Origin of the sequence: Litoreibacter albidus (genome assembly GCF_900107015.1) — a bacterium.
Classification (GTDB): Bacteria; Pseudomonadota; Alphaproteobacteria; order Rhodobacterales; family Rhodobacteraceae; genus Litoreibacter; species Litoreibacter albidus.
In genome coordinates this window covers 299,010-323,733 of record NZ_FNOI01000003.1, presented here as the reverse complement: position 1 = coordinate 323,733, position 24,724 = coordinate 299,010, and the positions used below count along the sequence as shown (strand labels likewise).

Genomic DNA, 24,724 nt, shown 5'->3' with positions numbered 1-24,724 from the left:
TGCAATGGCCTGCGAACAGTATGGCTACAATCCTTTGGCTGAGCGAAGCCCAGCGGTATCTAACATCCGCAACGATATTGAACAGATTGGTGCCTCGATGGACGCGAAGACCATCCGTAAGTGGTTGAAAGAAGCGGCAGCGTTGGTCGACCCTGCATATTGGGCCGACGATGCTTAAAGGGAAAGTTGGGCGTTCCTCCGGGAAAGCTGGGCTTTCCCCCTTAAATTTACAGGATCACTCAGGATGTGACTGAACGAAATCACGCTCAGGAACATCACGATGGACAGCGCATCTTTTCCCACTACGGGCTTCGTCCGCCTGTCTCAGATAATCGCGCCTGCTGGCCCAATCCCTGTGTCGAAGTCGACATGGTGGCAGGGCGTTAAGGAAGGCCGCTTTCCTCAACCGCAAAAGCTCGGTCCCCGCACAACAGTATGGAAAGCCGAAGACGTGCGGGCATTGTTCGAGGGCGAAGCCAACGGGTAAGCGTGCAAACCCGATGGCTGTGAAAGGCGTCGTTGACTTACGAGGTTGGCGAAGCTGCCATTGCGCTGGGTAAGTCTGAGGCGACCATTCGCAACTGGATCAAGGATGTTTTTGCTTGGCGTCATCGAGCGGAGAATATTCTCAAACCCACCATCAATCTTTTCCGCGCGGATGCTTTTGCGATACTCCGAACAATCACGGGTTTGACAGTTGTAGTATGGGTAACGCTTCCCCGTTGCACTTCGTGACCAATAGGCAGTCATCGGCTTGTCGCAGCAGGCACAATTGACCGAACCACGCAAAGGAAAGTCCTGCTGATGTCAGGGCGTTTGGCGGCGATGCCTTTGGTGTTCCGACGCTCTTGGATGGTTTGATAAGTCTCCAATGAGATAAGTGCCTCATGGTGGCCTTTGCGACGCGTAATGCCCCAAGTTTCATGCTCAATATAGCCCGCATAAATCACGCGGTTGAGCATGTCCGTCACCTTTTGCTGGCGGATTTGCCCATTGGGCAGGTCTTTCGGAAGCTCTGGCTGAGCTTCCAAGAAGCGCTTGATGTCCGCCTGTCCAGAGAAACGGCCCGAAGCATAACCTTCCAGCGCTTCCTTGACGATGGAGGCGACGGGTTCAGCTGGCGTGAGCAATTTCCCATGGCCCTTGGTCTTGTTGTACGTGTAACCCGCAGGCGCGGAGAAGACGGAATAGCCATTCATCATTCGCCCCTTCATGCGGTTGGAGGTTTGCTCTGCGTTCTTCTCGCGTTGGTGTTGTGCCACCGAGGCCCGCATGTGTTCAACAAGGCGGGAGTCGCTATCCTCACCAAATTCAATCGACGGGCTTTCCAAGATGCCGCCAGCGTCGCTCAGCGTTTGACGCAGAGAGATGTGAGCCTGAACGTCACGCGCAAAGCGGCTGACGTCGTCAATGACCACCACCACGCTACCCTTGGGGTGCAAGCGCAGAAAGGCCAACATCCGATCCATAGCTGGACGGCGCTCGAACTTCCCCGACATGTCGTCTTTGAACACCTCGACGACATCGTAGTCCTTATACGTCGCATACTCGCGGCAGCGGTTCTCTTGGCTTGCTAGGCCGTCGCCCTCGCGAACCTGCTTGGCTCCAGACACGCGCGCATAAATCACTGCCTTCTTTGGTTATGCCATTACTCCTGCCATTGGTCCTCCTCTGCGCGGGTCTGCGCCCATTCGTTGTTCAATAAGGATACCAAATCATTGGAATCCTGATCCAATGCTTCCTGATCTTCTCCACAGATTTGCGGAACAGGTTTGTTGTCATAGCCGAGGCCTGCACGACGAAATTGAGGACGCCGCCCGTGCTGGAGCCGACGGGGTGGCGCGGGTTTGCCGCCAGTGGGCTTCAAAATGCAACCCACCAGATGAGCCAAGAAATATGACAAAGGACGCTTACTGCCTTCGTGTTAGGACAGGGTGGCATCCATGGCGGACTATCGCACCCCGAGGCCCGGGCCTGACGTCTCTAGGCCGGACCACTAAGTTCGCCGTTTCGCCGAAGACCATTTAGCGCGCCGCAATGCCCTTGCTTGCTGATTTGGGGTAGGTCATCTTGCGATAACGCATTATTATCACTGGGTATGAAATGATCAAAAGTCGCATCACGTTCAAGCAACTTGAGGCCTTCGCCTTCGTTGTGGATGCTGGGACCTTTCGGGCCGCAGCCTCAGCGCTTGGGACCACCCAGCCCAATATCTCTGCGCGCATTAATGCGCTTGAGACCGCGCTGAATGTAACCTTGCTGATACGTGATGCTGGGGCTTTGCGTTTGACGGCCGATGGTGAAAAACTTCTGAGGAAAGCGCGGGAGGTGCTGTGGGCAGGGGAGGCACTTATTGAAGAGGCCGGCCGTCAGGAGTTGATTGAGGAAACCCTGAAGCTGGGGGTGACGGAACTGGTCGCATGCACCTGGTTGCAAGGTTTTTTGCGGATGATGAAAGACGCCTATCCCAAGTTGCGTATTCAGCTTGAAGTCGACCTGTCGACTGCGATTGATGCGCGGCTGATGGAACGGCAGCTTGATTTGGCGCTTCAGACGGGGCCGTTCAAGTCGAAGGCCTTTGCAAGTGAGGCGTTGGGGGAGGAGCGTTATTGTTGGGTCATGAATTCCGACTTGATCGGGCAGGTTAGCGCGGCGCCGTCGCTGCCTGAGCTGTTCGACCTGACAATTCTAACTCATGCAAAGCACACACAGGCTTGCGCTGCCCTTCATCACATCGCGAAAGAGCGTGGTTTGGCTAGCGAAAAGATCGTGCATTCCAGTGCGCTGTCTGCATGTCTGCCTATGGTGCTTGAGGGGTTGGGCGTCGCGCTATTGCCGGAGCGGCTTGTCAGGGCTGAGGTCGCTGCGGGCGATTTGCATCAGGTGCAGTCGGATTGGTTACCGGACCCGCTTTCGTTTTACGCGCGTTTCGCGCCAGCGCACACCGCGCGGTATGTCGAGAAAGCCGCGCAGATTGCCAAGCGGGCGATGCAATCACTCTAGATCATTAAAATTGATCGGGGTGAGAAGTATAATCTATTTGATTGTTTGTGGCGTTTTGGGCCACCTGCACGTGTAACCCACAGCAGGAGCTTGAGATGGCAGCACCTTCCGTTCGCCTTGGCGTCGATATCGGCGGCACATTTACCGACGTCGTCTTGGAGAAAGACGGCGTGCCGTTCTCCATAAAGGTGCTGACGACTTACGCCGCGCCCGAGAATGCGATCATCGACGGCATGCATCAGGTCTGCGCGAAGGCTGGGGTAACCCCGTCGCAGATTGATCAGATCATTCACGGAACCACGCTTGCCACGAATGCGCTGATTGAGCGACGCGGTGCGAAGACGGCGTTGATCACCACCGAGGGTTTCCGTGATGTCATTGAGATGCGCACCGAGAGCCGGTTCGAGCAGTATGATCTGAACCTGAACCTCCCTGAACCTTTGCTGCCGCGCCACATGCGCTTCACTGTCGCGGGGCGGGTTGATGCGAACGGAAAGGTGCTTGTTGATATCGACCGCGCTGAGGTCGAGGCGGTGGTGGACCAGATCGCCAAGGCTGGCTTTGAGAGCGTCGCCGTCGGGCTCATCCATTCCTATCTGAACCCCTCGCACGAGGAGCTGGTGCGCGATGTGTTGGCTGAGAAATTGCCCGACGTCGCGGTGTCTATCTCTTCCGAAGTATCCCCTCAGATGCGTGAGTATGAGCGCTTCAACACGGTGGTCGCCAACGCCTACATCAAGCCTCTGATGGCGTCTTACCTAGGCCGTCTGGAAAGTCGTTTACAGAACGAAGGTGTGTCGTGCCGCATCTTCCTGATGCACTCGGGCGGCGGGATCATTTCTATTCAGAATGCCGCCGATTTTCCGGTGCGTTTGGTCGAATCAGGTCCTGCGGGCGGTGCCGTTTTTGCGGCCCACATTGCCGCGCGTTACGGGTTGGACAAAGTTTTGTCCTTCGACATGGGCGGGACAACGGCGAAGATATGTTTGATTAAAAACCAGACGCCGAAGACCAGCCGTGTGTTTGAAGTTGCGCGCACATACCGATTCAAGAAGGGGTCTGGCATGCCGATCTCCATCCCCGTGATCGACATGGTCGAGATCGGTGCGGGGGGCGGATCACTGGCCCATGTCGACGCCTTGCGCCAGATACGCGTTGGCCCTGAAAGTGCAGGGTCCGAACCCGGTCCGGCGTGTTATGGCCGCGGCGGCGCGCGTCCCGCTGTGACGGATGCTGACCTTGTTCTGGGCAAGCTTGATCCTGACAATTTTGCTGGTGGGTCGATCAAGCTGGAACCCGACCAATCCAAGTCGGCGTTGCTAACCCACGTGGGCGAAACGCTGGACATGGACGCGGTGGAGGCAGCGTTTGGCGTCGCTGAGGTGGTTGACGAGAACATGGCTAACGCCGCCCGCGTGCATGCCGTGGAAAATGGCGAGGACCTTTCTGAATACACTATGATCGCGTTCGGCGGCGCGGCCCCGCTGCATGCTGGGCGTTTGGCTGAAAAGCTGGGCGTTGAGCGACTGCTGGTGCCACCAGGGGCTGGTGTTGGCTCCGCGATCGGGTTCTTGCGGGCGCCCTTCAGCTTTGAGGCGAACCGTTCTGTCTATATGAAGCTGTCGGATTTTGATGGTGAGCGGATCAAGTCTCTGCTGTCCGACCTGAAGGCTGAGGCCACCGGATTTGTCCGTACCTGCGATGAGGTCAGCCCGATCCTGTCGGAGTTTAAAGTCTACATGCGCTACACAGGGCAGGGGTGGGAAATCCCGATTGAGCTGACTGAAGCGCAGGCAATGAACCCCGATGTCGGCACCTTTGAGGCGCGGTTCATTGAAGACTATACCAAACTGTTTGGCCGCCCAGTTGAGGGTATGGATATTGAAATCACCGTTTGGTCGGTGAACGCCACCACGCCGCCAGAACAGGTTGCGCGGATGAGTGAGACTGAAGGCGCAGACAAGGCGACCCCAGCAGGCGCGCGCAAATTGTTTGATGCGGCATCGGGCAAGTTCCTAGATGCGGACGTCGTCAACCGGTTTGACATGAAAGCGGGTGAACGGGCGCGTGGTCCTGTGGCTGTGGTCGAGGACGAGACCACGATCATCGTCCCCGCCAGCCGAGACGCAATCCGCCAGCCAGACGGCTGCATCGACATCGTGACGAGGGGATAAAACAATGGCGCAAGAGCACTCAAAAGTCGCTTATCAAGTGATGTGGAACCGTCTGATCTCTGTTGTGGAAGAGCAGGCGCAGGCCTTGGTTCGCACAGCGTTTTCGACATCGGTGCGCGAAGCAGGCGATTTGTCAGCGGGTGTTTATGACGTCCAAGGCAACATGCTGGCGCAAGCGGTCACCGGCACACCGGGACACGTGAACGCAATGGCTGATGCGGTCGCGCATTTCATCCGCCGCATCGGTCGGGACAATATCGAAGACGGCGATGTCTACATCACCAATGATCCGTGGGAAGGCACCGGCCACCTGCACGATATAACCATGGTCACGCCGTCCTTCCACAACGGCAAGCTGGTTGGCTTCTTTGCATGTACCGCCCATATCGTCGACATCGGCGGGCGGGGCTTCGGGGCTGACGCCCATTCCGTCTATGAAGAAGGCCTTTATATCCCGATTATGAAGTTCGCGGATAAGGGCAAAGTCGATGAGACCCTGACCCGCATTATCCGCGGTAACGTCCGTGAGCCGGATCAACTGATCGGCGATATCTACGCCTTGGCCACCTGCAACGAAATCGGTCATCGGCGCCTAGTGGACATGATGGAGGAGTTTGACCTTGATGATCTGAACGGCATCGCGAGCTTCATCCTAGACAATTCCCGTCGCGCCACCATCGAGCGGATCGCGGCCTTGCCGCAGAAATCTGCAACGGGCGAGATGACAATGGATGGTTTTGACCGTCCCATCACGCTGAAGGTGAAGGTGAGTGTTCAGGGCGACAGGATCGTGTCCGATTTCACTGGCTCCTCGGGCGTGGACAAGAAGGGCATCAACTGCCCGCTCGTTTACGCAAAGGCCTATGCCTGCTACGCGCTCAAGGTCGCTATAGCGCCAGAGATACCAAACAATGCGGCGTCGCTGGCCCCGTTCGAGATCGAAGCGCCAGAGAACACCATCGTCAACGCCTTGCACCCCGCACCCGTAGCGCTGCGCCATATCGTGGGACACTTCGTGCCGGACGCCGTCTACGATGCATTCGACAAAATCGTGCCGGATCTGGTGCCCGCAGAAGGCGCAGGGTGTTTGTGTAATTTCCAAGTCTCGCTGCGCCCGCGCACCGATGCGCCTGCACCTTCAACCGCGCGGCGGTCCGAGGTGTTGACCTTCAACTCAGGCGGTTCTGGCGCGCGGCCAGAGCATGACGGCCTAAACGCCACCGCCTTCCCATCGGGCGTTATGACCATGCCGATCGAGGCGACCGAACATGCGGGCCCAGTGATTATCTGGCGCAAGGAGCTACGCCCTGACAGTGGCGGCGCTGGCAGAACCCGTGGTGGCCTTGGCCAATACATGGAAGTCGGCGCGCAAGAAGGCCATGAGTTTGACATTCAAGCGATGTTCGATCGCGTCGATCACCCCGCTCGCGGCAGGCGCGGTGGCGGCGCTGGCGCGCCGACGACGATCTGCCAAGACGACGGCAGTGCCATGAACGGCAAGGGTAAACAGTTCGTGCCTCACGGACGGCGGGTCGTGATGGCCTTTCCAGGTGGGGCTGGGTATGGCGATCCCTCTGAAAGATCCATTGAACTGGTCAAACGTGATCTGGCGCATGGGTACATTTCGGCTGAGACGGCCGCGACAGTTTACAATCTATCCGCAGACGACATTGCCGAGGTTGAAGCCGTCATCGCATGTGGAGGCTCGGTGTGACGGCACAAGTGTCTGAAAACACGGGCCACCACGTTGCCGTTTCCGACGGGCGACAATAGGAGCGCCTGCCGCGTGGTTCCTGTCTGATTTGCGGGGCTGACCGTCTTTTGAGCGGCGACCTAAGTTGCGCGAGCACGCCCACCATGCGGAGGAGGTCGTGCTCGTGTCAGTAAAACCTTCGGCTACATGTGTATGAGCGACAGCGCGGCGTTCGCCCAGAATGGCGCGTTGAGACGCCGTCCTCTTTGATTGATCGCACTTCACATACCCCATGCTCAAATGTGCGGCATCTCGCGCGCACCCTTTTTACAAAGCCGTGGTCTTGCGGGTAGTATCGCGTTTAGCGATAGACCAGCTATAGATGAGCGAGTCATCCGGCGTCCTGTTGCTCTGAAAACTGGGAATTCCACCGTCCATGGACATCGTTCTAATCACCACAATAATCGCGTCGCTGTTCCTTATCATCGGCGTGGCGGAGCCGTTGTCGGCGCGGTTACGTCTGCCGTTCACGGTGATCCTTGCGGCGGTCGGGATCCTTATCGGATCTGGTGCTATCTTTTTCTTACAGACAGAGCTGACGGACGCGTTGAATCCGGTGGCGGAGGCTATTCTGGGCCTGCCAATCCGCTCCAACGTGTTTTTGTATGTGTTTTTGCCGACGCTCTTGTTCCAAGCCACATTGGGCATGAATTTGCGCCGGATGCTGGATGACTGGGTTCCGATTGTGGTGCTGGCGGTGGTCGCCGTCGTTGTTGCAACGCTGGGCGTGGGATACGCGCTGTCTTGGACCAGTGGCTTGCCCTTGGCGGCGTGCTTGTTGATCGGGGCGATTGTGTCGACCACGGATCCGTCGGCGGTTGTGTCGATCTTTCGCTCTATCTCCGCGCCGCGCCGACTATCGCGCATTATTGAGGGCGAAAGCCTGTTGAACGATGCGGCGGCGATTGCGCTGTTCGGGTTGTTCATGGGTTATGTCATGATCGGTGTGCCGGACCCGTCGTTGGGCCAAGCGCTTGCGCAGTTTCCTGTCCTTATCGGGGGTGGCGCATTGACGGGGTGGTTGGTCGCGCGTGTCGCAATCTGGCTGATGGGCCTGTTTGGTGCGCATGAGCTGGCGCTGATTTCCGTTTCTGTGGCGTTACCGTATCTGGCCTATATCGGGGCGGAGCAGATGGTCGGTGCGTCAGGCGTCATTGCCGTTGTGGCGGCGGGACTGACGCTGAACTTGGCAGGCCCTGGGCGGTTGTCGCCGCAGGCGTGGATTAACCTGCGCGAGGTCTGGGGGCTGTTGGCGCATTGGTCCGGCGCCCTGATTTTTATTCTTGCCGCTTTGTTAATCCCGCGTTTGCTCGGCGATGTCCGGATTAGCGATTTTGCCTTGATTGGTACGGTAGTGGTTGCAGCAATTGCCGCCCGCGCTTTGATCTTGTTTGCGCTTCTTCCGCTGCTCACCCTACTACGCGTGTCGCCCGTGGTGGAGCGCCCGTACCGGACAGCGATCTTGTGGGGCGGATTGCGCGGGGCCGTGACGCTGGCGCTGGCGTTGGCTGTCACGGAAAGCATTCGGGTGCCGCTGGAGGTGAAGCGGCTGGTAGGTATTCTGGCGACGGGCTTCACCTTGTTTACGCTGCTGGTGCAGGGTTCCACCTTGCGCTTCGTGATTGCGTGGTTGGGGTTGGATCGCCTGTCCCCCATTGATCAGGCGATGTCACGTCAGGTGGTTGCCGTTGCGCTGCAAACCGTGCGCGAAGATGTGGCGCGCACGACAGAGGATTACGCGCTGAGCCGCGATGTGGTCAGGGCCGAGGCGAAGGCCTTTGGCGAACGACTGGACGCTGCCGTGAAGACTGCCGAGGACAGCGACGAAATACTTGATAAAGACCGGATCACCTTGGGTTTGATCGCGCTGGCAGGGTTTGAGCGGGACACCATCTTGCAGCGTCTGCGCGAAGGGTCGCTTGCGGCGCGTATGGCCGAGCAGACGTTGCTGGACGCGGACCGCTTGATTGAAGGCGCCCGCGTGGCAGGGCGCGGGGGCTACCAGAAAGCGGCGCGGCGCTCCGTGGCCTATGGGCGCAGTATGCGCATTGCAGGGGCGTTGCATGCGCGGTTTGGGGTGTCCTTTGCTTTGGCCCGCAGAACGGCGGACCGGTTTGAGCTCTTGCTGTCCCAACGGCTGATCCTGCGGGATCTGGGCGTGTTCATTGACGGCCGTATCCGGCGTATCCACGGGCGGCGGGTCACCGATTTGCTGCAAGGGTTACTTAACCGCCGGATCGAAATGGTCGAAACCGGGCTCGAAGGGTTGCGATTGCAGTACCCCGGCTATGCGGAGGAATTGGAGCGCCGCTTTATTCGCCGCACCGCCCTGCGGTTGGAGGAGCGCGAATATGTCTCCATGCGTGAAGACGGGCTAATCGGGGCGGAGGTTTTCACCACACTGATGCAAGATCTGAGCAAACGGCGCGCCGCGGCGGAGAGCCGACCGTCGCTTGATATCAGGCTGAAGCGGTTGGAGCTGATCCGGCAGTTCCCGCTTTTCGCGGACCTTGACGACAAGGCGGTGCGACGGCTCGATCGTGCACTGACGTTCCGGTATGTCAGCCCCGACGACGTGGTGGTCCGCAAGGAAAATCCCGTGAAGAACGTGTTCTTCATTGCCTCCGGCGCGGTGGAACTCGAAAGCGCGGGCCAGACTTGGCGGCTGGGTCGGGGAGAGATGTTCGGGCAGGTCGCAATCTTGATGAAAAATGCGCGACTTGCGGCCGTGCGCGCGATTGCCCCGACGACTTTGCTCGTGCTTGATATCGACCGCTTCCACCGATTGTTGCGCAAAAGTGCGGCGTTGCAAAATGCAGTCCGCGAAAGCGGGGAGAAGCGCGGGATTGATCCCGACGTCCTGCTGGGGGATGTGCGCAGCGAGGTCTGAGCGCGCGCATCTGATTGCATGGTTTTAGCGTTGCGACCTTGGGGAAGCTATCCTATCAACTGAGCCAAGACATCTTGCGGCCGACATAGGTGGGGCGCACTGAATATGACATTATCCGTCGGGGGGTCCAACTTGGGCTGAGAGGTGCGTGCACCGACCCGTCGAACCTGATCCGGGTTATGCCGGCGTAGGGAACGGGTACAATGTGCAACGACCGCACAGGTTTCCCTTTCTCGCGCAGGCTCGCCCGTCAAACTGGAGGCGTGCTCGTGAGTTCTGAATTTCCGATAGCCCTGACGATTGCGGGCTCTGACAGCGGCGGCGGCGCGGGTATCCAAGCCGACGTGAAAGCGATCTCCGCCAGCGGGGCCTATGCGGCGAGTGTGATAACTGCTGTGACGGCGCAAAACACAACCGCCGTGACCGCCGTTCATGAGGTGCCCGCCGATGTTGTGGGGGCGCAGATCGACGCGGTTTTGTCCGACCTCGACGTGAAAGCGATCAAGCTTGGCATGTTGTTTTCACCCCTCATCATCGGCGCAACGGCGTCGCGGTTGGCAGCGTACGGTGGTCCGGTCGTGGTCGATCCGGTGATGATCGCGAAGTCGGGCGACGCCTTGTTGCAGGATGCGGCAGTGGCCGCACTGATCGCGCAGGTACTGCCGCACGCGACCCTGCTGACCCCGAACCTGCCGGAAGCTGCCCGCCTGTTGGGGGAGGCCGAGGCCACCAGCCCCGCCGATATGGCCGCGCAAGGCCAGCGCCTGTTGGCGATGGGGCCGGCGGCGGTTTTGATGAAGGGGGGGCACGCAACTGGCGCGGACTGTACTGACGTGCTGGTCGATGCAAGCGGCGTTGTCGCGACGCTTACCGCACCTCGCGTCGAGACGCACAACACCCACGGAACAGGCTGCACATACTCTGCCGCCATCGCTGCGCAGCTTGCGCACGGGCTCTCTTTGGCGGACGCGGTGACCGCCGCCCATGCCTACCTTCAGGCCGCAATAGCGGCGGCCGACCAATTGCAGGTCGGGCAGGGCCATGGGCCTGTGCATCACTTCCACGGTCGTTGGACATGAATGAGATCATCATCATCGGGGCAGGGGTCGCGGGGCTTTGCGTTGCTCGGAACCTGATGGATCGCGGGGCCAAGGTCACGGTGGTGGACCGCTTTGAGGGCGCTGGCCCGCATGCGTGCTCATGGTGGGCCGGTGGTATGCTCGCCCCGTTTTGCGAAGGCGAGAGCGCGGAGGAACCCGTGGTGCGCCTTGGGCAGGAGGCTGCGGATTGGTGGGCGGCAAAAACGCAAGCGGTGGAGCGTTGCGGCTCGCTCGTGGTGTCGCCAACGCGCGATAGGGCGGATTTAGCGAGGTTCGCACGCCGCACGCGTGGCCACCGCGAGGTCACGGTCGACGAGATCACAGCGATGGAGCCCGACCTTGGCACCCGGTTCGCGAAGGGGTTGTTCTTCGAAGATGAGGCCCACCTGGCCCCGCGCACGGCGCTCGCGCGGTTGCGGGAGGGCTTGGCATCGGACGGTGCCGCGTTCATCCAAGAGGACGCTAACCCTGATATTTATGCGCAACACGGTCTGACAATCGATTGTCGTGGGTATCAAGCCAAGCGCCAGATCAACGACCTGCGCGGCGTGAAGGGCGAGATGCTGGTTTTGTCCTGCCCCGAAGTGACCCTGTCGCGGCCTGTCCGCATGCTGCACCCACGAGTGCCGCTTTATATCGTGCCGCGCGGTGACGGTGTGTTCATGCTGGGCGCCACAATGGTTGAGGGTCGCGCGGGCAAGCACGTCACCGCCCGCGCGTTGCTTGAGTTGCTAAGTGCGGCCTACGCGCTCAACCCTGCGTTCGGCGAGGCAGAGGTGCTTGAGATCGGCGTCGACAGCCGTCCGGCCTTTGCCGACAACCTGCCGCGCATAAGGCGCGACGGGAACCTGATCCGCGTGAACGGCCTCTATCGGCACGGGTTCTTGCTGGCACCAGCGGTGGGCCGAATGGTTGCGGACCTGATATTTGACAACAAACGACCGGAGGTCATGGATGAAACTGCAACTTAATGGCGCACCAATTGAGGTGCAGGTTACGACGTTAGCGGATTTGCTAGATGCCGAAGGGTTTGGCGGGGCCAAGGTCGCAACGGCTGTGAATGGCGCATTTGTGCCCGCCACCGCCCGCGCGGGACAACAGCTTTCAGACGGCGACAGCGTTGAAGTGCTTGCCCCGATGCAAGGAGGCTAGGTAATGCGTGATTTTTACGGCACAGAACTGTCCAACGGTCTAATGCTGGGCACCGCGCAGTATCCGTCCCCCGCGGTGCTTGCAGATGCCTTCAAGCGCAGCGGCGCGAGCGTCGCTACGGTTTCCTTGCGTCGCGAGAGCGGGCAGGACCGCGCAGGGCAGGACTTTTGGCAACTCATCCGCGATTTGGGCGTGCATGTCCTGCCAAACACGGCCGGATGTCATAGCGTGAAAGAGGCGGTGAGCACGGCCCATATGGCACGCGAGGTGTTCGCGACGAAGTGGATCAAGCTGGAGGTCATCGGGGAGGAGGACACGCTGCAACCGGACGTGTTCGGATTGGTTGAAGCGGCCCGAATTCTGACCGAGGACGGGTTTCAGGTGTTTCCCTACACAACCGAGGATCTCGTAGTTGCCGACAAGCTCTTGCAGGCGGGGTGTGAGGTTTTGATGCCGTGGGGCGCGCCGATTGGCTCTGGGCTGGGGCTCAACAACATTTTCGGCCTACGTGCGATGCGTGCCCATTTCCCAGACGTGCCATTGGTGATCGACGCGGGGCTGGGATTGCCGTCACAGGCGGCGGCGGCGATGGAGCTAGGGTTTGACGCGATCCTTCTGAACACGGCCGTTGCGAAGGCGGGTGATCCTGCATTGATGGCGCAGGCGTTCGCGACGGCGATCAGCGCAGGGCAGATGGCCCATGCCGCCGACCCGATGGAGCCACGTGACATGGCCGCCCCCTCAACCCCCGTTATAGGAAAGGCGTTTCTGGAATGACGCTGGATCGTTTCTACCCGATTTTTGACAGTGCCGACTGGCTTGACCGACTTGTGCCGCTGGGGATCAAGCTGGTGCAACTGCGCATCAAGGATGTAACCGTCGATGTTGCTCGCGCCCATATCCGCCGCGCCAAGGAGACCTGCGCAGTCCACGGCTGCACGTTGGTTATCAATGACCATTGGCAGGCCGCCATTGATGAGGGGTGCGACTACATTCATCTTGGCCAAGAAGACCTTGATGACGCAGATATTTCCGCCATTCGTATGGCTGGCTTGCGGTTGGGGGTTAGTACCCATGATAAAACCGAACTCGCCCGCGCTATGGACCTGTCGCCCGACTACATAGCGCTTGGTCCGGTCTATCCGACGATCTTGAAAAAGATGAAGTGGCACGAGCAAGGCGTGGCGCGTCTGACGACGTGGCGCGACCTGATCGGGGACACGCCTTTGGTCGCCATCGGGGGCATGTCCGTTGCCCGCGCTGAAGGTGCGTTCGATGCGGGGGCAGATGTGGTGGCAGCGGTCACCGATATCACCTTGCACGCCAGTCCCGAGGAGCGTGTGCGGGCATGGCTCGCGGCGACGCGATGACACGGTACGCACGTCAGCAATGTTTGCCCGAGGTCGGCGCGGCAGGACAAGCCGCGATCCGTGCCGCGCGTGTGCTGGTCATTGGGGCCGGCGGGTTGGGTGCGCCGGTGTTGCAATATCTGGTGGGGGCGGGCGTTGGCCGCTTAACGCTGGTGGATGCCGACGTGGTCTCAATGACGAACTTGCACAGGCAGACGTTGTTTCAGGAGGCTGATGTAGGGCGCGCCAAGGCGCTTGTGGCAGCAGAAAAACTGCGTGCGCTGAATGCCGAGTGTGAGTTGGAGGCGCATGTTGTCCACCTTGATCCGGCAAACGCGGCTGGGTTTGTGGCGGGTAGTACATTGGTACTCGACTGTGCGGACAGTTTCGCGGTCAGCTATGTCCTGTCCGATGCCTGTCGGGCGGCTGGTGTGCCGTTGATCAGCGCGTCGGTCTTGGGTTTCGGCGGTTACGTTGGGGGCTTTTGCGGATCGGCACCATCGTTGCGGGCGGTGTTTCCAGACTTGCCAGACCGCGCGGCGACCTGCGCTACAGCGGGCGTTATGGGCCCTGTTGTGGGCATGATCGGGGCGGCGCAGGCGCAAATGGCTTTGGGGTGTCTGATCGGGCAAAGCCCGTCGCCGTTGGGTCAGTTGATCAGCTTTGACATGCTTGGATTTCGCACCGGTGGGTTCCGCTTCGACACCGCGCCCGACCCCGCGCCTGATTTGGCGTTTATTGCGGCGTCCCAGATATCATCCGATGATTTCGTGATTGAACTGCGCGGTGCTGAAGAGGCGGCGAAACCCGTGACTGACACCGCGCGGCGGTTGAGCGTTCCCGAGGTGGCCGACTTAAGACCGCAGCCAGCGGCTGGGCAACGCACGGTGCTTGCCTGTCGGTCTGGCCTGCGCGCGTGGCAGGCCGCCACGCATATGCGCGCCTATTGGGATGGGGACATTGCGCTTGCGGCCATGGGCGGTGAGGCCGACTAAGCAGACTTGCCGTGGCGTCACCCATAAGTGGCCGCCTTGCATCAGGTCTTCGCGATCATTTTGCGCTACGATGTAGCCTGGACAGGGCGATGTGGTACGGGGGAATCACCTCGCGGGCGCTCGGGGCTGTCGCTTTCGCAGATGTGCCTGATCCGAGCGCAGGAGTACGCAGTATGACCATGGACACGACTTTTCGCTACCGCACGCTGTTTAGCAGCATATGGATATGGGCCATTCTCGCTGTTGCCGTGTCCCTGATGGCGATTGCAGCCAACCGGTTGGACCGGTTGTCCTATGCGAACTATATCCAAAAAGTCCGCGAAGCGACGTTCTTCGAACTCTTGGAGGTGCGCGAGAGCTTTGAAAGTCTTGTGCATTCCCAGTCACTGGTTCTGCGCGAGCTTGCGACGTTTATCAGTGAAAACCCTGACATGACCCAAGAGGAATTCTCCCGCAGGGTGCAAAGTATTCGTGGCACCGACGTCTCGACCGTCAGCATGGCGGCTGCGCCAAACTTGGTGATCACATTGATCCACCCCGTTGAGGGAAACGAAGGGGCGCTAGGGCTCGATTACCGGACCAATGCAGAACAGTTTCCGGTCGTCCAGGAGTTGCTGAAGAATGGCGGCGAGATGGTCACAGGCCCGGTTAATCTAGCGCAAGGCGGGCTGGGATTGATCCTGCGTGCCCCAGTGTATGTTGCCACGCCCGAAACACCGGCAGTAGGTGACGGTATTGACGGGGGCGCTTGGGGCATTGTGTCGTTGGTGTTGGACTACGAGCAATTCCTTGGCAAAGCGGGGATATTGGCCGCATCGGACGATTACGACCTGTTGATCGAAGTCGTGAGCCACTCGGCAGATACCGAAGGTGCGTTTTTCTATGGCGATATGGCGCTGAAAGACCGCGACCCTGTGACGTTGAATTTCGATTTCGAGTTTGAAGACTGGAAGCTGCACGCTGTGACTAAGGGAGGGTGGCCACAAACGTCCCCAAACCAATGGCAAGAGCGTCTGTTTATGGCGCTCGTGGCGTTGGCGCTGCTTCTACTGCTGATCTACATCATATGGCTCGCGGACAGTCGGAAACGGGCGGAAGTCCTGCTTGTAAACGGGATCGAAGCGCTGGCCGACGGGTTTGTCATGTTTGACGCAGACGACCGTTTGATCGTCAACAACACCAAGTACAAGGATATATACGGGTTCCCGAAAGAAGCCTTGCGGCATGGCACACCATTTCAGGACTATGTGCACACTGGCGCCCTTGGCTCGGACTTTTTCCTGAAGCCTGAGGATCGGAAAAGCTGGCTAGAGATCCGGAGACAATCGCGCTTGGATGGTAAATCCCTTGATCACGAACAGCACCTCGCGGACGGCAGGGTGATCAGAGTGTCAGACCGTCGTATGCGTGACGGTAGCTACGTTGGCTTGCGGGTCGACATCACCGAGTTGAGCAATGCAAAGGCGGCGGCGGAGGCCGCGAGTAAGGCAAAGACCGATTTCATGGGGGTGCTCAGCCACGAACTGCGTACGCCGCTCACCGTGATTTTGGGCGTGGCCCGCTTGACCAATAACGCGCGTCTTTTGGGGACGTCGAAGGCGGTGCTTAACGCGGTCGAACGTGATGACATTTCGCCTGAAGAGACCAAGGCCCTGCTGGACGGGATGTTTGATCAGTTGTCGGGGATGATGGGCCGCCTGATCCATTCGGGCGACCACTTGCTACATTTGATCACCGAAATGCTGGACGTCGCCAAGATCGAGGCGGGGAGCCTAACCGTTGACCGTGCGATTTGCGATATCGACGACATCGTAACACCGGTGACGCAACAGTTGATGACACTGTCACGGGACAAGGGGCTGGACCTTGTGGTGAGCCAAGAACAGGGGGCCGTATGGGCCGACGTGGTTCGGGCGCGGCAAATATTGATGAACCTGTTGGGCAATGCCATCAAGTTTACCGAACAAGGGCAGGTTAGGCTTTCCGTCCAAGTGAAAGAAGACACCGTGTTGTTTGAGGTTAAAGACACTGGCCCCGGCATCGCGGAGGCTGAACTCGAGAGCATTTTTGAGGTCTTCTATCAGGTCGACTCGACAGAGACGCGCCGTGCTGGTGGGACTGGCATGGGGTTGGCGATTTCTCGCGACCTTGCGAAGCTGCAAGGCGGCAGTTTGACGGTCACCAGTACGCTGGGAGAGGGGAGCTGCTTTGTGCTCACCTTGCCGTCTGCTAGCGCATGTTCGGATACAGTGAGCGACGCGGAGGTCAGGGATTGACGGCCACGTGATGCAGGCAGATACGACTCCTACACGTACGACAAGGAGACAGCCGCCGTGACGACTGAGGATAGCGCCGAGAAGGTGCACTACATCTGCCAAACATATGTCGCGAAACCGATTAAGGGCTCGGATCAGGTGAGCTTACAGATCGGAAAGCAGTTCCAATACACCACCGCAGCACAGGCGCAGGAGCGTGCGGAGCGCGAGGCCCGCTCGGAGGACTGCGCAGGCGCTGATGCTTATTACGTGGTGGAAGACGCCGGTTCCGGCGAGGTTAGTGAGCCGACGTTTCTTGTGCGCGTGGGCGACGTGCCGGATATGGACGCGCTCTAATCAGTGCGCCAATAGGCAGCGGCCATGCTGACTTCTGACGCATGGGCTGCTGTGTCATCCCCGCCTTGGAGACGCCCGAAGCGCCGTGCGCAGTCAAAGAAACCGGGCGCGGGCAACCCGCCGCGTGCCTTGCTGACAACCAGTGCCGCGATGAGCGGTCGCTGGTTTACGGCGTCTTCCTCGATGAGCTGCTCAAGAGCTACGGTGATACGGTGTATGGTATTGGGCGGTGTAAGGCTCATCGCCTCCGCAAGCGCTTGGTAAGGGATCGGCGCTCCTGATCCGGCGACGGTGCGCAGATGCTGGCGTACACGGTCCGCTAGCATCTGCGCGGTGTTGTCCGAAGGTGTTGGCACAGATCTACTTTAACCCGTTGCGCGCGATATAGACCGCAAGATCAAGGATCACTTGGCCGCGCGCTGCGGCGATGGCCTTGGGACCAGCATCCGCAACAAAAGGCACGGACAGGTCAAACAGACCGGAGCGCTCGCGCCGACCGTCCGCCACACTTACAAAGAATTGCCCAGAGGCACGCAATTGACCGTCTGCGCTTGCGATCAGGCTTTCAAACCGCACATCAAGGCGCGCGTCTGGGAAGGCTTCAAACGGCCATGGCTCCGGCGCGACGCGGGCGCCTGTGATCTGCGCAAGGTGGCGGGTCAGTTCCAGTGCCACGGCCCGCTCCGGGCTGTCGGCCCATAGCACCGCCGCGTCCGTAACCAGTTTGCCGTCGAGGTTTTCGACCGCAATTTCATTGGCGCTTGCGTAGGTGGGCAAGGACACGTCGCGCACTTCTACGGCACGAAAGGCTATGCGCTGGGTTTCCACCGCCTTGAGCGGGGTAACAGGGTAGAGGTCTGGTGTGCCGCCACAGGACGACAGGGCGAAAGCGGCCCCGAACAGGATCGGTTTCAGAAAGTTCATGGTCATCGTCCTCGAATTAGGGAGCCGGGGTTGCGTTCCAGCATGCGGGCGAGGGAGGTCATGGCCTCCGCCGCCTTGGAGATATCGCGCAGGGCGCTTTGCGCCTCGCGGCTCAGCGCTTCGCCTTTGTTATAACCGGCGATGGTTTGGTTGGCTTGGTTCAACACGGCCTGCACGCGGGTCACAAGCGCTGGCAGGTCTTGCGTGGAGGTAGCGACAGAGTCCGCGGCCTTGCGGGCCGAGGACAGGGTTGCGTTGATATTGGTGACCGCACCGCCTTCGCGCAACTCGCGCAGGGTGGCGTTGATTTCCGTCAACGCAGCGCCAAGGTCCGCTGGCAGTTGCTTCGCGGCTTCCGTGCCCAAGATGGCGTCGGCGGATGTGGTGAGAGAGGTGAGCTGCGTTGTCAGCTCCTCCAGCGGCAGGGTTTCGGCCTTGGCGGCCACGGCTTGCAGCAGCTTTACCAGATCAGGCACCCCCTCGACAGAAGCGTTCACCCCGTTGGCGGCCGCCGCGGCGGCGTTGACTGCGGCCACAAGCTGCGTGCTGAACTGGTCTTTCTCAAGCTGCGCCAGCAGAGTCTCAAACCGGCCAAGCGCGGTGTTCAATTTGACGGGGATCGCCTGCATATCGTCAGAGCTGACAATGTCGCTGACATCGCCCAGCAGGGCGCGCACGGCTTTGGGTGTCTCGCGCAGGTCTTCGTTGCTGATCAACGTGTCGGCGCTGTTCAGGAACTGGATGGCGCTGTCCAACAATTCCTCAATGGGCAGATTGTTGATGCGCGACACCACCCCCGCGACCGTGGCGGTCACGTCAGAGATGTCGTTATCCGTGCTGGGGATGATCGGGATGATGCCGTCGCCCGTTTGCACGGTGTAGGGCGCGGGGTTGTCTTCTTCGACCAGTTGGATCTTCAACCCGCCAGCCAGCAGGCTGGCCGATGCCAAACGCGCGCGCAGGCCGTCTTCGATGCGGCGGCTCAGGAATTGTAATGCAGCTTCTGGGGAGACGTCCTCCGTCAACCCCAATCGCGCGGGTTGGATGTCGATCAGCGCATTCAGCCGCACCCGTTCATCGCCAAAGGCGTCCGCGTCGATGACCCCAGACACACCTGTAACGCGGCCAATGGGAAAGCCGCTCAACTCGACCGGTGCATCGACGGCGAGGCCGGAGATGCTTTCGTCAAAGACCACACGCATCTGCAACGGCTCCGCCTGAGAGGCATTGAAGACGCTGTCGCGCGCGGTGTCCTCATCCGCGAACACCTCGAAGGATTTGCCGTCGCTGACGCGTTTGGAACTGGAAACGAATGTCTCGAACGTCAGGCCGCCGCTGACCAGAGTCGCGAATGAGGAAAAGTCGATTTCCGCGCCCCCCGGACCTACGGAGAAGGTGAAGCCGGATGTGTCCCAGAACCGCGTTGTCTCGGAGATCAAGCGGCTGTGGGGGTGGTAGATGATGGCTTCGGCAACCGCGAAGCTGCCTTGCTGCGAGATATACGCCTTGCCCACGCGACCGACTTCGATGCCGCGAAATGTGATCGGGCTGTCGTCGGTTAGGCTGCCGCCCGCCGTGGTGCGCAGCGTAATTTCCAAACCCTCTTTGCCGTAGCGGTATAGGGGCGTGTCGCTCAGGCCTTTGAATTCGGATTGTGCGGGGCCGACGTCGCCGTCCCATGTGCCCTCAATGTAGACGCCTGACAGGACCGTTTCCAAACCGCTGACGCCTTGGGCGCTCAGCTCCGGCTGAACGACCCAAAAGCTTGATCCGATATCGACATAAGGCGCGACGTCCTTGTCCAAGCGCACGTAGGCCACGACGCCTTTGAGGTTGGACGTGAACTTGACGTCCTCAACCACGCCCACCGCAACATCACGAAAGCGAAGCTCGGTTTCGCGCTTGGCAATGCCTGCGCCGTTCTCAAACTCAATCCGGATCAGCGGGCCACGGTCGTTGTAAGACTGCCACGCAACGGCCAACGCGATGGTCAGCGCCAATATGGGAATGATCCAGACGAAGGACGCGCTTGAGGCAAAAGACTTGCGCGCCGTTTCTATGGTCACAGGCTCGGGGGTGTCACTCATCCGTGGTCGTTCCTTCTTGCTTGGCTTGGACGTCCCAAATCATGCGACTGTCATATGCTTGCGCCGATAGCATGGTAAATATCACGGAAAGCGCGAAAAACAGGCTAGCCCGCCCCGGATTGACCGCAGCCAGTGTATTTAACTGTACGAGCGATGACATGATCGCAACCACAAAGATGTCGATCATTGACCAGCGCCCGATGTATTCCACGACCTCATACAGGATTTGGCGGTGGTGGTTGGAGACGCTGGATGGCCGTGTCACGGAGATCGCCAAGAACGCAATGGCCATGAATTTTCCGAGCGGAATAACGACGCTGGCGATGAGGATGATGAGCGCGATGCCAATGGCCCCATGGTGCATAAGCTCCACCGCGCCGCCGACAATCGTGTCCTCCTGAACGCTAAGCAGGGTGCGGGTGCGCAGCATCGGGTAGAGGTTGGCGGGCACGTAGCACATCAGCCCCACGATCCACAGCGCCCAGACCCGTTGCAGGCTCTTGGCATCGCGCGCAACGATGGTGCTGCCGCACCGGCTGCATACCGCTGTGCCTGCAGGCCAAACCTGTGTGCAGCGCGTGCAGGCAACCACGCCCAATTCGCGGGCGCTTATGATGTTTGAGTATTGTCCAGCGACTTCCATACCGACCATCTACACAGAAAACTATCTTGAACAACAACGAGCACCACCAATGTGCAAAACATCCAGAACGCGGGGCCGAAGCCCACGTCGGCCAGATCGCTGATTTTGATCAGCGCTACCGCACAGCCGAGGGCGAAAATTTCGGCCATTGACCACGGACGCAGCGCTTCAGACAGGCGGAAGGCTTGCGTGGCCCCACGGGCCGGCGGGCGGTCCAACACGATGGGGACCAGCACGTATATGGTAAGCAACACACGTGCGAGCGGCACGAAAATGATGAGGGCAGCGGTTGTCAGCGTCAGCGCCACCAGCGGGCCGTCGCTGAACGCAAGTGCCGCATCCAGAATGGAGACGGAGTTGGTTTTCCCAGCCGCAGAGATCGACAGAAACGGGAAGATCGTGGCGCCGATAATCAAGATCGTGATGGCGACCGACACGGCAATGATCTGCAAACCTGCCTTACGGCGCGGCGTGATTAAAACGGTGCCACACCGCGTACACCGCGCCCTTTGCCCCACCTCGGGGCGTTGTAGCGTGAAGGCCGCATCGCAGTGCGTGCAGACGATCAGGTTATCGAGGGGAATCGGTGACGCTTGGACCATTCATCAAAGTATCCGCTTTTCGCCAAGACCACACCTGTTTTAGCGCAGTGACGCGAGGGCATGGCATACGGATTACTTGGTAAGGGCAGCCACCAACATTGGCGCGTTCACGCGGTCGGCCAAGGCCTTCAAGCGGTCCGAGAGCTCCGGCAGTTTTCCAAGGTCTTCGGCGTAGCGCACGAAGGCATCGCCATGCTGGTCCAACGCGCGGCGCAGGAGCGACTGATTGCGGTGGCGCGTCAGAAACGTTTGCTTGTTCGCCAGATGTGTCTCATAGGCGCTTTTCAAGTCGGCGTTCTGGATGTCATCGGCGCCCTGACCGTCGATGACATCGGGATGCTCGAAAGGTGGAAAGCTGTCGCTGGGTGACCAACTGGGGTCGATATGTGCCTCGGCCTTCGCCCATGTGTCGATCCAGACTTCGAACACCTCAAGCTGCGCCGCGTGGTCTTGCTGAAAGCTGCTGTCGGGATAGCGCATGTATTTGGTCATCAACCCCATGAGGTCCAGCGTTTGGTCGCCACTGGCGGGGTCGTAGGTGGCCAACGCGCGCTCCGTCACCCGCGAGGCGGCAGCGAAGGCGGACGCGGGGTCGTAGTTCGCGCAGCCCCCGATGCGCACCGCCGACGCGGCGAGCACGGCGATGTACTCCGTCTTTGAGAGCTTGCTGATCTCCACGTCTTGCACAAACCCCTCGGCGTTTCCTAGGGACATGCTCAGACAAATCATCGCGATTTCGCGGGTCAAATCGGCGTAGTAGGTCATATGCGTGCTTTCCTATGGAACTGTTGGTTGTGGAACTGTTAGTTGAGCGCTGCGATTGGCCTTTTGCATCTTCATTAACCGCGTTGAGGCGGTATAAGTAAGTTCATGGTCTACGGTGTCGAACACAAGCCCACCGTTGGTGCCCCCGCCACGTACCTGTAATCGCCACGGAATTGGCCAGTGAAACAGACCGTCCGTTGTGCCGTTCTGTGGAAACTGAGAGAGGAGGCGTGTGCCGGTGACTGTATCATGTCCGGAAAACTCGGTGCCATCTGGTCCAACTGTTGATGTGAGGGGAAGCCATTGTCCTGTGTCGGCGTGGTTCGGCGGCGGTGTTCTGAGAAACACACCTGAGGTGATCGCCGCACAAACGCCCTCGCGCAGATCGCAGTTATAAAAGGACACGTCATTAGGCATTATTCCAGGGGCAGCCTGGAAACCGACTTTGATTGTTGGCGGCGTAATGGCTGAGACGTCAGTTTCCGCAGTGAACCGCCCGTCGGATGGCTCGACTACCGTAAACGTTTGGGTGTCTGTCCGTCCGCACGCGCTTTCTGCCTTGATGGTGACGGACTTCGCGCGGTCACAGGCTGTATATTGCGACGTGCTGCCCGACGCGGTGCTGAGCGTGCCTTTCTGGCCGTTGTCGGACACGATGGTCCAAGTCACGGTGGTGACGGGATCTGTGGCCAAGTCGACCTCCTCGCCAATGCCGATCCGTGTTCGCGTCCGCGCACCGGGCGTTGTGGCGACGGTCTCGGACGTGATCACGAACGGCTCACAGGTGGCGGTGGCGCCGCCGTTGGACGTGCCGGTGCCCGCTGACGGAGGCGTTGTTGTTTCGGGCGGCGCGCTTTGGGACGCTGTCTCGTTACCGCTGTCTGAGGTGCAGCCTGCTAGGCACATGATGGCTCTCCTGCGCTGGGTGTTTGGGTTTGGCGAACGATGTGCGTGAGCGCCGCACGTAGGCGCGATATCTTCGCCATGTCGTCGCCTGCGTGGGCAAAGGCTTTTTGTGCCCACGGGTAAAGCGGGTCGATCGAGAAATAAGCCCCCAGTAAGAGCCCCACATCGCGGTGAAAGCGCAGCGCCATCGGCTGCTCCAACCCCAGCCGTTTGGCTTGATAGTCGGAGTGCGCCAGATGCGCCTTGATCTGGGAGGGCGTCAGTCGGGCGAAACGCTCGGGGAAATAGGTCTGCAACACTTCCATTGCGGGCAGGTCGGGGTAGCTGTCCCCGCAAAACGCCTGCTCAAGGGAGTTCATCAACTCTATGCCGCTGCGTGTTGAGAACTCCGCGTCCAGCACTTTGACCAACCCGTCCCAGATACCCGCCGCCTTATGCGGGATACGCGCACCTGCGCGCGGTAGTGTGGCGTAGTAAATGTCTTCGAACAGCGGATCCGTTTCTGAGTAGACGCCGTATACCGTTGCTGCAGAGCCAAAGGCGCGGGTGGCGTCTTCGCCGAACAGCTCCAACGCGTCGCAGCGCGCGCATACGGCCTTGGCGACGCGGTTCAGCTGCGACGGGGTCAAATCATCCACGTAGGCCGCCCGATTTACGCGCAACCAGTCAGCAAGTTCTGTTTCAAAGCGCTCCCTAGAAAATGTCTGGAGGCTTGCAAATTGGTCTTCGGATATACGCATGATAAATCCCAAGGCGCGACTTCAAACGCCGCTATGTCAAAAAAGATATTCAAGAACGAAAACTAAAATCTGTCCCTAAACCCTACCGGAACAGGACGCAAAAATCAACGAACATACCCTGTGAGATAAGCGTGAACACGATAGCCATACGGCGCGTGACCGTGCACAATAGCCATACCCGAACGACCAAGACGCTGCGCGTGCAGCGGTCACCAAGGAGTTGCCAGATGCCCCCAGCCGCAGGACAAACCACCGTTGTCGCAGGGATCACGCCCGTTATCCCCACTGCCGTTTGCCTTCAGCAGACCCCAATTCCCGATGTCGTGCCACTGGACAGCCAGACGGGGATTTGGCCGCTGAAAACGGTGCCTGACACTTTGCTAGACGCGCTGTTCGCTCAGCCAGAGCCGACGGCGGCAGAGATCGCGGAATACGGCGACAAGATCGCCGTGCCACCGATGAAAACCTATGTCGTTATAGACACGGCAAAGCTGGTGCAGGGGCGCAGCGTGGTGGAGGCATGTGACCTGCCGTGGCGGTGCCTTTTAAAGGGGGAGGTCGCGGAGGAGTTGGGCGACGTGCTGCCGTATCTGGTCGAGTTGGATCAAGACGCGCGGTTCACGCGGGTGCTATTAACCCACCTGCCTGACGTAGCGCAGGAGATGGCGACCATGCACCTTTGCCACAAGGAGCCGGGGATATTCATTCGCTCCCGCGCGGATATGGACACGCTTTGGGGCCACTTGCGTAAATATACCCGCGTCAGCGACGACGCTGGGAAGTGGTACTATTTCCGTTTCTGGGAAGGGCGCAACCTATCGGGTGTGCTGGAGGCTATGTCACAAAACCAGCTTACCCAGTTCTTCCGCGGTATCGCCAGCATCGTCGCAGTTTACCGCGGTGCGGCGGCTTGGAAGGCCGAAGTCTATTCGCTGGAAGAGGCGTAAGCAGCACAAAGCTAGCGGCTAATACGCCCCACGCAACTAAACTGATCGGTACACTTATTTGCTTGCGCCCGTGTAAACGGTG

At 59.6% G+C, this 24,724-nt stretch carries 25 protein-coding genes and 1 riboswitch; of the genes, 15 read left to right on the top strand and 10 right to left on the bottom strand.

The features are described 5' to 3' along the window. Nucleotides 1-34 precede the first annotated feature (34 nt). Together BLW66_RS17910 and BLW66_RS09995 are read left to right on the top strand one after the other, a co-directional pair. Nucleotides 35-178 (top strand): hypothetical protein, encoded by a 144-nt coding sequence (locus tag BLW66_RS17910; RefSeq protein ID WP_170833450.1) that lies wholly within the window; start codon nucleotides 35-37, stop codon nucleotides 176-178. Nucleotides 179-280: 102 nt separating this feature from the next. Beyond that, nucleotides 281-487, top strand: coding sequence for a helix-turn-helix transcriptional regulator (locus tag BLW66_RS09995; protein WP_089947002.1), 207 nt, complete (start codon nucleotides 281-283; stop codon nucleotides 485-487). On the opposite strand, the gene BLW66_RS18110 is transcribed toward BLW66_RS09995, so the two are convergent. Together BLW66_RS18110 and BLW66_RS09990 are read right to left on the bottom strand one after the other, a co-directional pair. Then, the gene (locus BLW66_RS18110; protein ID WP_244508612.1) at nucleotides 403-750 is read right to left on the bottom strand and encodes a hypothetical protein; all 348 of its coding nucleotides are present in this window, start codon (nucleotides 748-750) and stop codon (nucleotides 403-405) included. The two genes, BLW66_RS09995 and BLW66_RS18110, sit on opposite strands and share 85 nt — an antisense overlap. After that, nucleotides 747-1,613 carry a recombinase family protein gene (locus BLW66_RS09990; protein WP_244508611.1) on the bottom strand — a complete coding sequence of 289 codons (867 nt, stop codon included), beginning with the start codon at nucleotides 1,611-1,613 and terminating at the stop codon, nucleotides 747-749. The genes BLW66_RS18110 and BLW66_RS09990 overlap by 4 nt, the downstream gene beginning before the upstream one ends. Nucleotides 1,614-2,103: 490 nt before the next feature. Between BLW66_RS09990 and BLW66_RS09985 the strand changes: the two genes are divergently transcribed. From BLW66_RS09985 to BLW66_RS09930, 12 genes are all read left to right on the top strand, one after another. Next, nucleotides 2,104-3,003 carry a LysR family transcriptional regulator gene (locus BLW66_RS09985; protein ID WP_089947001.1) on the top strand — a complete coding sequence of 300 codons (900 nt, stop codon included), beginning with the start codon at nucleotides 2,104-2,106 and terminating at the stop codon, nucleotides 3,001-3,003. 95 nt (nucleotides 3,004-3,098) lie between these two features. Further along, nucleotides 3,099-5,177 carry a hydantoinase/oxoprolinase family protein gene (locus BLW66_RS09980; protein WP_089947000.1) on the top strand — a complete coding sequence of 693 codons (2,079 nt, stop codon included), beginning with the start codon at nucleotides 3,099-3,101 and terminating at the stop codon, nucleotides 5,175-5,177. Nucleotides 5,178-5,181: 4 nt separating this feature from the next. Further along, on the top strand, nucleotides 5,182-6,891 hold the full coding sequence (locus BLW66_RS09975) for a hydantoinase B/oxoprolinase family protein (RefSeq protein WP_089946999.1): 1,710 nt from the start codon (nucleotides 5,182-5,184) through the stop codon (nucleotides 6,889-6,891). Between the two features lie 415 nt (nucleotides 6,892-7,306). Next, nucleotides 7,307-9,820 carry a cation:proton antiporter gene (locus BLW66_RS09970; protein WP_089946998.1) on the top strand — a complete coding sequence of 838 codons (2,514 nt, stop codon included), beginning with the start codon at nucleotides 7,307-7,309 and terminating at the stop codon, nucleotides 9,818-9,820. 109 nt (nucleotides 9,821-9,929) lie between these two features. After that, nucleotides 9,930-10,031, top strand: a riboswitch (TPP riboswitch). Nucleotides 10,032-10,089: 58 nt separating this feature from the next. Next, a complete protein-coding gene (thiD, locus tag BLW66_RS09965) occupies nucleotides 10,090-10,899 on the top strand; it encodes a bifunctional hydroxymethylpyrimidine kinase/phosphomethylpyrimidine kinase (RefSeq protein ID WP_089946997.1) in 810 nt (269 codons plus the stop codon). After that, entirely contained in the window at nucleotides 10,896-11,891 is a 996-nt protein-coding gene (locus tag BLW66_RS09960) for an FAD-dependent oxidoreductase (RefSeq protein WP_089946996.1), read from the top strand. Before thiD ends, BLW66_RS09960 begins: the two co-directional genes overlap by 4 nt. Beyond that, a complete protein-coding gene (thiS, locus tag BLW66_RS09955) occupies nucleotides 11,875-12,072 on the top strand; it encodes a sulfur carrier protein ThiS (RefSeq protein ID WP_089946995.1) in 198 nt (65 codons plus the stop codon). Before BLW66_RS09960 ends, thiS begins: the two co-directional genes overlap by 17 nt. Nucleotides 12,073-12,075: 3 nt before the next feature. Continuing rightward, the gene (locus BLW66_RS09950) at nucleotides 12,076-12,849 is read left to right on the top strand and encodes a thiazole synthase (RefSeq protein WP_089946994.1); all 774 of its coding nucleotides are present in this window, start codon (nucleotides 12,076-12,078) and stop codon (nucleotides 12,847-12,849) included. Beyond that, nucleotides 12,846-13,442, top strand: coding sequence for a thiamine phosphate synthase (locus tag BLW66_RS09945; RefSeq protein ID WP_089946993.1), 597 nt, complete (start codon nucleotides 12,846-12,848; stop codon nucleotides 13,440-13,442). Before BLW66_RS09950 ends, BLW66_RS09945 begins: the two co-directional genes overlap by 4 nt. Then, nucleotides 13,421-14,416: a HesA/MoeB/ThiF family protein gene (locus tag BLW66_RS09940; protein WP_089946992.1), complete on the top strand. Its 996-nt coding sequence runs from the start codon at nucleotides 13,421-13,423 to the stop codon at nucleotides 14,414-14,416. Before BLW66_RS09945 ends, BLW66_RS09940 begins: the two co-directional genes overlap by 22 nt. Nucleotides 14,417-14,589: 173 nt before the next feature. After that, nucleotides 14,590-16,692 (top strand): ATP-binding protein, encoded by a 2,103-nt coding sequence (locus BLW66_RS09935; RefSeq protein WP_170833448.1) that lies wholly within the window; start codon nucleotides 14,590-14,592, stop codon nucleotides 16,690-16,692. 57 nt (nucleotides 16,693-16,749) lie between these two features. Next, on the top strand, nucleotides 16,750-17,028 hold the full coding sequence (locus BLW66_RS09930; RefSeq protein ID WP_089946990.1) for a hypothetical protein: 279 nt from the start codon (nucleotides 16,750-16,752) through the stop codon (nucleotides 17,026-17,028). Here BLW66_RS09930 and BLW66_RS09925 read toward each other — a convergent pair. From BLW66_RS09925 to BLW66_RS09890, 8 genes are all read right to left on the bottom strand, one after another. Then, a complete protein-coding gene (locus BLW66_RS09925; RefSeq protein WP_244508610.1) occupies nucleotides 17,025-17,384 on the bottom strand; it encodes a hypothetical protein in 360 nt (119 codons plus the stop codon). The genes BLW66_RS09930 and BLW66_RS09925 overlap by 4 nt on opposite strands. Nucleotides 17,385-17,388: 4 nt before the next feature. After that, nucleotides 17,389-17,952, bottom strand: coding sequence for a PqiC family protein (locus BLW66_RS09920; protein ID WP_089946988.1), 564 nt, complete (start codon nucleotides 17,950-17,952; stop codon nucleotides 17,389-17,391). Between the two features lie 2 nt (nucleotides 17,953-17,954). Beyond that, nucleotides 17,955-20,039 carry a PqiB family protein gene (locus tag BLW66_RS09915; protein WP_089946987.1) on the bottom strand — a complete coding sequence of 695 codons (2,085 nt, stop codon included), beginning with the start codon at nucleotides 20,037-20,039 and terminating at the stop codon, nucleotides 17,955-17,957. After that, a complete protein-coding gene (locus tag BLW66_RS09910; protein WP_425283331.1) occupies nucleotides 20,032-20,691 on the bottom strand; it encodes a paraquat-inducible protein A in 660 nt (219 codons plus the stop codon). Before BLW66_RS09910 ends, BLW66_RS09915 begins: the two co-directional genes overlap by 8 nt. Beyond that, nucleotides 20,649-21,284 carry a paraquat-inducible protein A gene (locus tag BLW66_RS09905; RefSeq protein ID WP_089946985.1) on the bottom strand — a complete coding sequence of 212 codons (636 nt, stop codon included), beginning with the start codon at nucleotides 21,282-21,284 and terminating at the stop codon, nucleotides 20,649-20,651. The genes BLW66_RS09910 and BLW66_RS09905 overlap by 43 nt, the downstream gene beginning before the upstream one ends. A gap of 72 nt (nucleotides 21,285-21,356) precedes the next feature. Then, a complete protein-coding gene (locus BLW66_RS09900; protein WP_089946984.1) occupies nucleotides 21,357-22,049 on the bottom strand; it encodes a hypothetical protein in 693 nt (230 codons plus the stop codon). A 12-nt stretch (nucleotides 22,050-22,061) separates the two neighbouring features. Then, complete coding sequence (locus BLW66_RS09895; protein WP_089946983.1) at nucleotides 22,062-22,955, bottom strand: hypothetical protein; 894 nt, start codon at nucleotides 22,953-22,955, stop codon at nucleotides 22,062-22,064. Then, nucleotides 22,946-23,593, bottom strand: a complete 648-nt coding sequence (locus BLW66_RS09890; RefSeq protein ID WP_139254557.1) for a hypothetical protein — start codon at nucleotides 23,591-23,593, stop codon at nucleotides 22,946-22,948. Before BLW66_RS09890 ends, BLW66_RS09895 begins: the two co-directional genes overlap by 10 nt. A gap of 329 nt (nucleotides 23,594-23,922) precedes the next feature. On the opposite strand from BLW66_RS09890, the gene BLW66_RS09885 reads away from it, so the two are divergent. Next, a complete protein-coding gene (locus tag BLW66_RS09885) occupies nucleotides 23,923-24,642 on the top strand; it encodes a DUF4123 domain-containing protein (protein ID WP_089946981.1) in 720 nt (239 codons plus the stop codon). Nucleotides 24,643-24,724: the final 82 nt, after the last annotated feature.

What these genes read in the sequence shown, in the direction of transcription:
- BLW66_RS09960 (WP_089946996.1), top strand. Translation starts at nt 10,896, where the DNA reads ATGAATGAGATCATCATCATCGGGGCAGGGGTCGCGGGGCTTTGCGTT.
- BLW66_RS09895 (WP_089946983.1), bottom strand. Translation starts at nt 22,955, where the DNA reads ATGTGCCTAGCAGGCTGCACCTCAGACAGCGGTAACGAGACAGCGTCC.
- BLW66_RS09975 (WP_089946999.1), top strand. Translation starts at nt 5,182, where the DNA reads ATGGCGCAAGAGCACTCAAAAGTCGCTTATCAAGTGATGTGGAACCGT.
- BLW66_RS09905 (WP_089946985.1), bottom strand. Translation starts at nt 21,284, where the DNA reads ATGGTCCAAGCGTCACCGATTCCCCTCGATAACCTGATCGTCTGCACG.
- BLW66_RS09900 (WP_089946984.1), bottom strand. Translation starts at nt 22,049, where the DNA reads ATGACCTACTACGCCGATTTGACCCGCGAAATCGCGATGATTTGTCTG.
- BLW66_RS09920 (WP_089946988.1), bottom strand. Translation starts at nt 17,952, where the DNA reads ATGAACTTTCTGAAACCGATCCTGTTCGGGGCCGCTTTCGCCCTGTCG.
- BLW66_RS09935 (WP_170833448.1), top strand. Translation starts at nt 14,590, where the DNA reads ATGACCATGGACACGACTTTTCGCTACCGCACGCTGTTTAGCAGCATA.
- thiS (WP_089946995.1), top strand. Translation starts at nt 11,875, where the DNA reads ATGAAACTGCAACTTAATGGCGCACCAATTGAGGTGCAGGTTACGACG.
- BLW66_RS09885 (WP_089946981.1), top strand. Translation starts at nt 23,923, where the DNA reads ATGCCCCCAGCCGCAGGACAAACCACCGTTGTCGCAGGGATCACGCCC.
- BLW66_RS09995 (WP_089947002.1), top strand. Translation starts at nt 281, where the DNA reads ATGGACAGCGCATCTTTTCCCACTACGGGCTTCGTCCGCCTGTCTCAG.
- BLW66_RS18110 (WP_244508612.1), bottom strand. Translation starts at nt 750, where the DNA reads ATGACTGCCTATTGGTCACGAAGTGCAACGGGGAAGCGTTACCCATAC.
- BLW66_RS09950 (WP_089946994.1), top strand. Translation starts at nt 12,076, where the DNA reads ATGCGTGATTTTTACGGCACAGAACTGTCCAACGGTCTAATGCTGGGC.
- BLW66_RS09915 (WP_089946987.1), bottom strand. Translation starts at nt 20,039, where the DNA reads ATGAGTGACACCCCCGAGCCTGTGACCATAGAAACGGCGCGCAAGTCT.
- BLW66_RS09985 (WP_089947001.1), top strand. Translation starts at nt 2,104, where the DNA reads ATGATCAAAAGTCGCATCACGTTCAAGCAACTTGAGGCCTTCGCCTTC.
- BLW66_RS09940 (WP_089946992.1), top strand. Translation starts at nt 13,421, where the DNA reads ATGGCTCGCGGCGACGCGATGACACGGTACGCACGTCAGCAATGTTTG.
- BLW66_RS09980 (WP_089947000.1), top strand. Translation starts at nt 3,099, where the DNA reads ATGGCAGCACCTTCCGTTCGCCTTGGCGTCGATATCGGCGGCACATTT.
- BLW66_RS09945 (WP_089946993.1), top strand. Translation starts at nt 12,846, where the DNA reads ATGACGCTGGATCGTTTCTACCCGATTTTTGACAGTGCCGACTGGCTT.
- BLW66_RS09910 (WP_425283331.1), bottom strand. Translation starts at nt 20,691, where the DNA reads ATGGTCGGTATGGAAGTCGCTGGACAATACTCAAACATCATAAGCGCC.
- BLW66_RS09970 (WP_089946998.1), top strand. Translation starts at nt 7,307, where the DNA reads ATGGACATCGTTCTAATCACCACAATAATCGCGTCGCTGTTCCTTATC.